Annotated in this window: 8 protein-coding genes and 2 pseudogenes; 5 read left to right on the top strand and 5 right to left on the bottom strand. The window is 38.9% G+C overall.

What is annotated here, in order from left to right; genetic code table 11:
• The first annotated feature begins 509 nt into the window (after positions 1 to 509).
• Together FTV18_RS13230 and FTV18_RS13225 are read left to right on the top strand one after the other, a co-directional pair.
• Positions 510 to 1,082 (top strand): LexA family transcriptional regulator, encoded by a 573-nt coding sequence (locus FTV18_RS13230; RefSeq protein ID WP_000193118.1) that lies wholly within the window; start codon positions 510 to 512, stop codon positions 1,080 to 1,082.
• Positions 1,079 to 2,377 (top strand): Y-family DNA polymerase, encoded by a 1,299-nt coding sequence (locus FTV18_RS13225; RefSeq protein WP_000100479.1) that lies wholly within the window; start codon positions 1,079 to 1,081, stop codon positions 2,375 to 2,377. Before FTV18_RS13230 ends, FTV18_RS13225 begins: the two co-directional genes overlap by 4 nt.
• 253 nt (positions 2,378 to 2,630) lie before the next feature.
• On the opposite strand, the gene xseB is transcribed toward FTV18_RS13225, so the two are convergent.
• Both xseB and xseA read right to left on the bottom strand, forming a co-directional pair.
• The gene (xseB, locus tag FTV18_RS13220; protein WP_001058302.1) at positions 2,631 to 2,825 is read right to left on the bottom strand and encodes an exodeoxyribonuclease VII small subunit; all 195 of its coding nucleotides are present in this window, start codon (positions 2,823 to 2,825) and stop codon (positions 2,631 to 2,633) included.
• Positions 2,815 to 4,083 (bottom strand): exodeoxyribonuclease VII large subunit, encoded by a 1,269-nt coding sequence (xseA, locus tag FTV18_RS13215; protein WP_000004127.1) that lies wholly within the window; start codon positions 4,081 to 4,083, stop codon positions 2,815 to 2,817. The genes xseB and xseA overlap by 11 nt, the downstream gene beginning before the upstream one ends.
• Before the next feature lie 216 nt (positions 4,084 to 4,299).
• On the opposite strand from xseA, the gene FTV18_RS13210 reads away from it, so the two are divergent.
• Together FTV18_RS13210 and FTV18_RS13205 are read left to right on the top strand one after the other, a co-directional pair.
• Complete coding sequence (locus FTV18_RS13210; protein ID WP_000816116.1) at positions 4,300 to 5,604, top strand: type II toxin-antitoxin system HipA family toxin; 1,305 nt, start codon at positions 4,300 to 4,302, stop codon at positions 5,602 to 5,604.
• A complete protein-coding gene (locus tag FTV18_RS13205) occupies positions 5,597 to 5,875 on the top strand; it encodes a helix-turn-helix domain-containing protein (RefSeq protein WP_000361155.1) in 279 nt (92 codons plus the stop codon). Before FTV18_RS13210 ends, FTV18_RS13205 begins: the two co-directional genes overlap by 8 nt.
• A 116-nt stretch (positions 5,876 to 5,991) precedes the next feature.
• Here FTV18_RS13205 and FTV18_RS13200 read toward each other — a convergent pair whose 3' ends face one another.
• Entirely contained in the window at positions 5,992 to 6,189 is a 198-nt protein-coding gene (locus tag FTV18_RS13200) for a hypothetical protein (RefSeq protein ID WP_096902802.1), read from the bottom strand.
• A gap of 207 nt (positions 6,190 to 6,396) precedes the next feature.
• Here FTV18_RS13200 and FTV18_RS13195 point away from each other — a divergent pair.
• Positions 6,397 to 7,553, top strand: a pseudogene (locus FTV18_RS13195) (IS4 family transposase).
• 43 nt (positions 7,554 to 7,596) lie between these two features.
• On the opposite strand, the gene FTV18_RS13190 reads toward FTV18_RS13195, so the two are convergent.
• Both FTV18_RS13190 and FTV18_RS13185 read right to left on the bottom strand, forming a co-directional pair.
• A complete protein-coding gene (locus tag FTV18_RS13190; protein WP_096902794.1) occupies positions 7,597 to 7,899 on the bottom strand; it encodes a helix-turn-helix domain-containing protein in 303 nt (100 codons plus the stop codon).
• Positions 7,892 to 8,249, bottom strand: a pseudogene (locus FTV18_RS13185) (type II toxin-antitoxin system RelE/ParE family toxin). Before FTV18_RS13185 ends, FTV18_RS13190 begins: the two are co-directional and overlap by 8 nt.
• Between the last annotated feature and the right edge of the window lie 605 nt (positions 8,250 to 8,854).

Raw genomic sequence — 8,854 nt, 5'->3', positions numbered from 1 at the left:
GCCGAGTCGTAAAGCTCAGAAAGCTAGCAATGAACAAAGAAATTTAAATCCTGTTCTTGACTCTTGCAGTTAAAAACAGGACATTTTAAATGGTTTATCGCATAGACATTTTAATTGGTGAATAACAACAGCTTTTTAAATTGTGTTATAATTCAGTATGCTAACACCTAGTTTACAGCCCACTCACCCTCGAGTGGGCTTTTTTTATGATTTTTCACGTTCCACGCCTATTCTTTAATCAATGTTCCACGGTTTTATTTAATGTTGCTGAACAATCAATGGATACCAGTAAAGCCCTTTAGGTCTTCTGTTGCTTCAAATATAAAGTCTCTACGATCAAGGATTAGACAATCTTTATTGTGTCGTCTGACTGATCTTGTGGCTTTGCTAATATCATGGCAATCCCAAGATTTGGGATAATACTTTATTAAAGAACGGACAATCTTGTTTTTATATTCTGAGTTTTCTATAATCTTAATTATGTTACATAATCAAGATTGATAATAAAAATGACGCAAAATAAGCATGGTGGTGCACGCAAAGGTTCTGGCCGTCCTTTTGTCTATAACGAACCGACCAAGGTCATTCGGGTGCCAGAGTCTCGTGTATTGGAAATCAAGAAATACCTGAAAAAAAATGACACTCCAAAGTTTAACGATATTTCCTCTATTACATTGCTTGAGACAAAAACACATTATGAGATTCCTGTTGCTTTGCAAAAAGTTGCTGCAGGCTTCCCTTCCCCTGCTCAGGACTATATCGATAAGACCCTTGATCTAAACGAGTTTCTTATTCAAAACCAACAGGCAACCTTTATCGTTGAAGTGGAATCCTTATCCATGCGTGATGCAGGGATTGATCTGAATGACAAGCTAATCGTTGACCGTAGTATTGAAGCCAAGCATGGGGATATTGTTCTGGCATTGATAGACAATGATTTTACGATTAAACGTTTAATGATTGAGGGTAATCAATGCTGGTTGCAGGCGGCTAATCCTGATTTTGCTGATATCTATTTGAAAGATAATCAAACCATGCTGATTTGGGGTGTGGTTACCAGTGTGATCAAGAAGTTCAGATGAGCAGTTACGAGCGGATTTATGCCCTGATTGATATTAACAACTGTTATGTCAGTTGTGAGCGGGTATTTAATCCCAGTCTAAACAACAAACCTGTCATTGTTCTCAGCAATAACGATGGCTGTGCTGTGGCAAGAAGTAATGAAGCCAAAGCGCTGGGCATCAAAATGGGCGTTCCTCTCTTTCAAATACAAGATATTGTTCAGCAACATCAGGTCGTGGTGTTATCCAGTAACTATGCTTTATATGCTGAAATGTCCAAGCGTTTTCATTCAATTTTGGCTAGTTTTGTTGCGCCACCTGAACAGGAAATCTATTCAATTGATGAGTGTTTTTTAGACCTGACCAGTTATGCACAAAATTTTGACTTAACTCAGTATGCGCATCACATGAAACAACGATTGTTGGATTGGATTGGCTTGCCCGTCTCGATTGGTATCGGGCGTAGTAAAACTGAAGCCAAAATGGCCAACCATCTTGCCAAAAAAAGACAGGGTTTCAAGGGTGTGTGTAACTTACTCAATATGGATTTCCTAGATCAGGAAATGCTTTATTCAGACATTGAGGTCGGTGAAGTTTGGGGCGTTGGTCGTAAGTTAGTTAAAAAACTAAATGCCATGGGAATCTATTCGGTACTGGATTTAGTGATGCAAGATTCTCATCGCATGGCGAGCCTTTTTTCTGTGGTAATGCAAAGAACAGTATTGGAGCTGCAAGGTGTTTCTTGTATGCAGTTAGATGATGCCCCTCCCCCCAAACAGCAAATCATAGCAAGTCGTTCATTTGGTGAAAAAGTTACCGAGCAAGATGATCTCAAAGAGGCTATGGGCAAGTATGTACAGGATGCGGTCATACGTTTACGAGCAGACGCTTCCTTATGTGGATGTGTCATTGCTTTTGTGCAATCGAATCCTTTTGATTCAAAGGTTCCCTATTACAGTAAATCGTTGGCTTTTGAGTTTCCTGAACCGACGGATTGTGTTTTGGATCTGATTAAAACAGCTATGCAACTGCTGGAACACATTTATAAATCTGACGTGAAATATAAAAAGTGTGGTGTAATTCTGACGGATTTAATTGCTAAGCAGCGCTTTACTCCTGACCTGCTGACGGACCACAGCCAGCGTGAAAGTAATGAAAGCCTCATGCAGACTTTAGAAGCGGTACAGGCGAGATATGGGAAAACTAAATTAGCTGTTGGCAGCTGCTACTTGCCACAACGAAAGTGGTCCATGAATCGTACCCATTTGACCCAAAACTATTTCAGCTGGCAGGGATTATTAAAGATCAGCCATTAAATTAATTAGCCTCACCTATTTGGTTTAAGTCAGCTTAATGAAGAACTCGACACATAAGCCGACACAGGCTTGATCCTCAGTCAACCATTTAACAACGTAAGTATGTTGTTTGGGATCCATGTAACACCTCTCGAGGAAAAGGTGGTTAGTAATAAAACTCTGCTCAAGCAAATTTATTGGGTTAACTGTCAGTTTTCACCATCTCATGTCCTTTATTTCTAGAACATTCTAGACTTTTCTCGACCTAGAATTTTTATTCTTTAAAGGTGTCATTCAACGCCTGTTGCACAGCATCAATACGTAATTTGCAGGCTTTATAGGCAGTCATGGACTCTTCAACGATCGCCATAAGGTTATCAATATCCGGTTCTTCCTGAGATTCAAGAAATTCGGCATTTTTCTTGAGAATTTCATAACCTTTCTTGAAACTTAGTTCTTCATTGTTCATGTGCGTTTACCTGTGTCACGGTGGCATCAATGGTGCCATCCTTAAGTTCAATCTGTAATTGCTGGTCAGTAATCTGCTGTATGGAACGGATGGCTTTGCCTTGGCTACGGACAATTGCATAGCCCTTGGCCATCACATTACGTGGATTCTGTAGCAAGGTTTCCCTCATCAATGACTCTACCTGCTGTGAAGCTAGTTTAATCTGTTGTTGAGCAAGATACTTAGTATCACTCTTCAGCATATCAACTCTACGTTGGGCTTCATTGATCTGGTTCTGTGTCAGAGTTTTGATAGTTTTCAGATACTGATCACTCTGGCTCTGGTAGGTGATCAACTGGTGCTGTGACAGTAGCTTGATGGTCTGCAAAGCAGTACTAACTTCATTGACTCGCTCCACAATCAGGTTACGGATCCCTGCGATCACTTTACTCGGAGTATCAAAGGAACGGTGTGCAATTTCATCCAAAATAGTGTGGTCTTTCTCGTGGCCAATACCGACCCAGATAGGCACAGTTCTTTTACACAGCAGTGCGGCCAGATCATAATCATTCAGGTAAGCTAGGTCATTCACGGCTCCACCACCACGGATAATCACAATAAGGTCTGGTGCTATCAAGTAATCTTGAGCCCACTGTCTTAAGGCACGGCCCAAAACCTGAATGATGCTGGCAGAAGCAGTATTACCCTGAAAAGTTGCTGAATGATAAACGAAATGGCAGACACCAGCCTGAGCCAGGGCATCCGCATCTTTTTTAAAGTCACCTAACCCTGCAGCATTTTCCGGTGCAATGACCAAGACATTCTGAATATCAAAGGGTACCGGCAACTGTTTATTGTTATTGAGCAGGCCTTCCTCAGTCAGTCGCAGCAGAATCTGCTGATAGCGTTTGGCGATGTCTCCTAGAGTAAAGCTAGAGTCGATATCTTCGATATTGACCGAGAAGCCATATTGCGGATCAAATCTAGCTTTGACCTTGATCAGTACATTCAGGTCTTTCGACAGTTCAATACCACTTTCTCGTTCAAACTTTAGAACTATTTTTTGTGCCGTAAATTTCCAAATGGTGCCTTTACAACTAGCGATCACCTTATGGCTTTCTTCATCTTTCTCAGCCAACTCAAGATAATAGTGACCGCCTTTAATACTTAAATTACGGATCTCAGCCTTGACCCACACTGCCCCATCAAAAGTCAGATGGATGACTTCCTGTACAGTGGCAAGGTATTCACTAAGGCTGAGTTGTTGACGTTCTGACATGATGTAAAGGATAGCTAAAATATAAGGAGGTGAGATTTAACCTAATATTGATCAATTCTACTGCAAATCAGATGAGTTTATTGCAATTTTGAGAAATGTATAAGTTCTTCTTAGACACCTAGAGTGATCATTGAGATTTTTAGTTTAATTATACTTTTATATTAAAATAGATATATAATCAATAAAATCATTATATTTTACTATTTTAATAAAATTATGAAGCAATACTGTACACTGCAAATCTACCAAGACTATGAATGGCATGACTGTGCTTTGGTTGAGGTTACGGATGATCAAAATGCTGGATGGCAGGCAGCTACACGTACATCATATTTGTTCGAATATGCTATTTCATATATGGATCTAAGAGATGGTCATGCGCTTGCTTATGACTTACCAGTGAACGTTCAAAATAGATTGGAATCAACTTGGCCAGCATTTCTTATGGATCTATTACCTCAAGGATACGGCCGCAAAGAATTACTAATACAGCTTGATTTTTCTGAGAATGTTCAGGAACAAGCGGACTGGGCGCTTTTAAAAGCAGGCGCAGGAAATCCAATTGGGAATCTGCGAGTCAAAGAGGCTCATGAGTGGTTACAAAGTCATTTCCCAAAGCTGCAGAATCAGGGATTTAGCCTAAGCCAAATTATTGAACGTAAAGAGAAGTTTATTGAATCGCTCGCATCTTATGGACTTTTTATTGCTGGTTCATCTGGTATTCAGGGTGAGTGGCCAAAATTGTTGTTAACACAAGGTTATGATGATCTTTTCTATCTAGATCATACTCTTCCAGATGATCAAGTTAAGCAGCATTGGTTGGTTAAATTTAGCCGCGGCAGTGATCAAAATTTGAATAAAATCCTGATGAACGAAGCTTTGTATATGAAAGTCGCTCAGTACTTGCAACTACGTGTACACCGGGATCTTGAGCTACATGGCAAGACTTTGTTTATTCCAAGATTTGATCGCAAAGTAATTAATGGCAAAGTTGAAAGAATTGCTCAGGAAAGCCTTGCATCTCTAGGTGGGAAGGCGGGCTTTGGGGTTAGAATGACCCATAATCAAATATGTACCCTGCTTATGGAGGCTTGTACCGAACCAAAGCAGGAAGTATTTGAGTATTTGAAGCGTGATCTCGCAAATGTTGCCTTAGGCAATAAAGATAACCATACTCGCAATACAGCAATCCAACGCTTCAATAATGGTAAAATTCAGCTCACACCATTATTTGATTTTGCGCCAATGTGGTTACATCCTGATGGTATTGCACGTACTACTCGTTGGGAAAGAGATGATCATGGTGGTATGCCACTTTTGAGTTCTGTGATTGAGCAGATAGCTGAAAGCACTTCGATTGGTCCACAAGAAATTAAAACTTTATTAATTGAACAGTTACCAATTTATCGGGGATTGTTAGAAAAGATGCAGGCTCTTCAAGTAGCGGATGAAATTCTGGAAAATAGCCAATATCGAATAATCAATATTTGCCAGCAGTTGGAGGAGATCAGCCATGGATAAACGTTTTAAACCATTGACCCCTATTCAACAAATGGAAAAAAGACTATCTGTGCTTGAAACCATCAATAATCATCCAGACTGGTCTTTTTATCAAGTTGCTCGATTTATTCGAACAGAGCTACATTTAACACTGAATGATATGGCTAAAATTACTAAGATTGCGCCACAGACACTGCAAAAAATGGAGCAACCAGGGAGCAATCCTACTTTGAAATCCATGCAGAAATTACTCGATACTTTCGGTTTACAATTACAAATAAAAGTTAAATGATTTTTAATTCTGAGCCATCGGTTTTTCTAAAATCTTATCCGTTTAAGGATACAAAGAGGAAATAAACAGGCTCTAGGTTGTTTTATGATTATTTTTAGACAAACGACTCCAAAACCTTATGTAGCAAGGGTTTTGTCTCTACAGTAATTAATTTGTTTTTGAAAAAATGGAGTAGAGTGTTTGAAATATGAATAATCGAATTCGGTTTCTGTAAGCACAGTAATTTCATCTGCATGTGCTTTATATTCATCTATATTTTCGAGTAATTCATCCTCTGAGAATGGGAGTTTTTTTTGATTTTCAGTGTCGTTCATAGAGTCATATCCTGAGAAGTTATTTAGATCATCATAAACCAGACATTTTTAATGGTGAGAATACAGACACTTTAAATGGTTTCTAACACAAAAAAGGGAGCTTATAGCTCACTGCTGTCCCATAGTTTGATTTAAATAAAAAAACCTGAGTCTGAATCGTTAAAATATAAGTGCGAACCAACACTTTAACGACCAAGGACTCAGGTTTTGTCATATCAGAATACCGTATTTCATCAATTGATTAAACCCATACTCCGACAAGATTTTGAACGTCTTGTTCAAATACATCATGTCGGTCAGAAATTTAGAGCCGCTTCAAGATGGGATCAGTTCATTGCCATACTGATGTCTCAACTTTCCTGCAGACAAAGTCTGCGGGATATTCAATCTAATCTAGAGTGTCAACAAGAAAAGCTGAATGCTCTCGGAGCAAAGTCTATCACCCTCGCAGTACACTGGCTCGAATCAATCAGGAACAGCCTGCAGCCTTGTATGAACAGCTATTTTACACCTTGCTTAAATCTTATGAACACTCAAAAGTAGCTCATAAATTCCGCTTTAAGAATCCCTTATATTCCCTGGATGCCAGCCATATTGATCTGTCATTTTCCTTATGTGAATGGGCCAAAGTGCATGAATCCAAAGCCAGCATGAAACTTAGCGTTGGCTTAAATTACAGCAATACCATTCCTGAATTTGTGGCGCTTGGGGATGGCATTGAAAATGATATGGTACAAGGCAGAGCATTCAAATTTCCTGCTGGCAGTATTGTCGTATTTGACAAAGGATATATTGATTATCAATGGTTTGCCCAATTGACTCATCAAAAGGTCAGTTTTGTCACCCGATTGCGCCCAAAGACAGTTTATCAAGTGAAATCTAGCCGCAGCGTATTAGCATCTAAAGGTATTATTGCGGATGAATGGATTGAATTAAGTAGTGCTTATGCAAAGAAAAGAGGTGCTCCCAAATTATTAAGACGTATAGAATTTTATGATACCGATAAGAACAGGACGTTTGAGTTTCTGAGTAATAACTTTCATCTGGCAGCATTAACGATTGCTGCAATTTATAAAGACCGTTGGAAAGTGGAGCTGTTCTTTAAAGCACTTAAACAGAATTTAAAATTAAAGTCATTTCTAGGCCGAAGCCGTAATGCCATACAAACTCAAATTTGGATCGCGTTAATCGCCTATTTGCTGGTGAGTTTCGCTCAACATCTGGGGAAAGAAGGCTGGACAGTGCAGCGCTTACTCAGAATCATTCAAGTGAATTTGTTTGAAAGAAAAACGTTAAAAGCTTTATTCTCACCCGATAAAATCCCCATTAAACAAGAGGAAGCTTATTTAAGCTTCCTCTTGTGAAAAATTGTGGGACAGCAGTGGCTTATAGCTACCTTTTTTATCGTTACACATTAAATCCTATATGTTTTCCTGTTGGAAGCTCCACATCAATACGGAGCTTACCACCCATTGCCTCAACATACTTTTTCATGGTTGAAATCTTTAAATCATTACCACGATTTTCAATTGCTGAAAGTGATGGCTGTTTTATTCCCAAAGTTTCAGCAAGTTCTTTTTGGGAAATCTCTAACTCTTCTCGAATAAGATGGAGCTGAGTCTCTAACAGTAGCTCATCAGCCATTTTTTTAATACGTGCTTGGCTCTCTGGAGAGCGACTAACCAATAATTCCTGTAAGGTTTTAGCCATTAGATTGTTCTCCTAGGGTTGAGAGATGAAGTTCGTATTGCTGTTCTGCAATGTCCAGCATCTCTTTTATAGAAACGCTTTTTACCGCCTTTATCACCGATGCAAAGCACAATGGCCTGTCGTAATGGATCAAATGCAAAAAAGGCTCTAAGTGGTTTACCTCTATGCTGAACGCGTAGCTCTTTCATATTGGTAAATTTAGAGTCATACACGGTATCCACTAAAGGGCGACCTAAGCTAGGTCCCTGCTGCTGTAGAACGACCAAAGCTGCGAGGACTTTCTCTTGTGTTGATTCATCTTGCTGCTCAAGCCACTCATTAAACAGATCTGTTGTGATGACTGTCCACATATCACAACCAAAATATAGATTATAGTCTATATTTTATAGTGAACTTAGTCAGTTTTCAAATGGTAATAAAAAACCCCGACATCCTGTCGGGGTTTTTCGTGTTTGGTTGCAAGGTATAACTTCTGTCGTACCTAACCATCCTTGTGCTGATCTTTCTTATTCTTGTTGTTTGGAGCTTCCTGCTTTCCTTGACTACATCATAAGAAATAAAGCTTTGATCAGCTAGAAGCAGATTCCTTAAATTACTGTACGTCAAAGCGTACAAAAATGGCTTAAAAATAGCCCCAGAGTTATCCCCATAAATTGTGGATTTTTTTCAGGTTGAAAGCCTTATAGATTGTAGGTGATTTTCTGTTTTGAGTGTTTTTTGAGCAAAAATGTTGGCAAAAAATATCAAAACCGCTCATAAAAAAGCCGACTTGTTTCAAAATCGGCTTTTTGTGCATTTTTAGATTTTTCTGGTTTTATTAAGTATCTGATATTTATATTAATATACAAGTGTATTGCGTATAACCACCATTATGTTAAATAACTTTTAGAAGCTTTAGTACAAGCTTGACAGATTGTCTTATCATTATAAAATAACCTTATTCAAATCATCCTCC

The sequence above is a fragment of the Acinetobacter sp. YH12241 genome, from assembly GCF_013417535.1.
GTDB lineage: Bacteria > Pseudomonadota > Gammaproteobacteria > Pseudomonadales > Moraxellaceae > Acinetobacter.
This window is presented reverse-complemented; position numbering and strand designations above follow the sequence as displayed.

Bases quoted from the DNA above. Each gene is read 5' to 3' on its own strand.
- FTV18_RS13230 (WP_000193118.1), top strand. From the start codon at position 510: ATGACGCAAAATAAGCATGGTGGTGCACGCAAAGGTTCTGGCCGTCCT.
- FTV18_RS13225 (WP_000100479.1), top strand. From the start codon at position 1,079: ATGAGCAGTTACGAGCGGATTTATGCCCTGATTGATATTAACAACTGT.
- xseB (WP_001058302.1), bottom strand. From the start codon at position 2,825: ATGAACAATGAAGAACTAAGTTTCAAGAAAGGTTATGAAATTCTCAAG.
- xseA (WP_000004127.1), bottom strand. From the start codon at position 4,083: ATGTCAGAACGTCAACAACTCAGCCTTAGTGAATACCTTGCCACTGTA.
- FTV18_RS13210 (WP_000816116.1), top strand. From the start codon at position 4,300: ATGAAGCAATACTGTACACTGCAAATCTACCAAGACTATGAATGGCAT.
- FTV18_RS13205 (WP_000361155.1), top strand. From the start codon at position 5,597: ATGGATAAACGTTTTAAACCATTGACCCCTATTCAACAAATGGAAAAA.
- FTV18_RS13200 (WP_096902802.1), bottom strand. From the start codon at position 6,189: ATGAACGACACTGAAAATCAAAAAAAACTCCCATTCTCAGAGGATGAA.
- FTV18_RS13190 (WP_096902794.1), bottom strand. From the start codon at position 7,899: ATGGCTAAAACCTTACAGGAATTATTGGTTAGTCGCTCTCCAGAGAGC.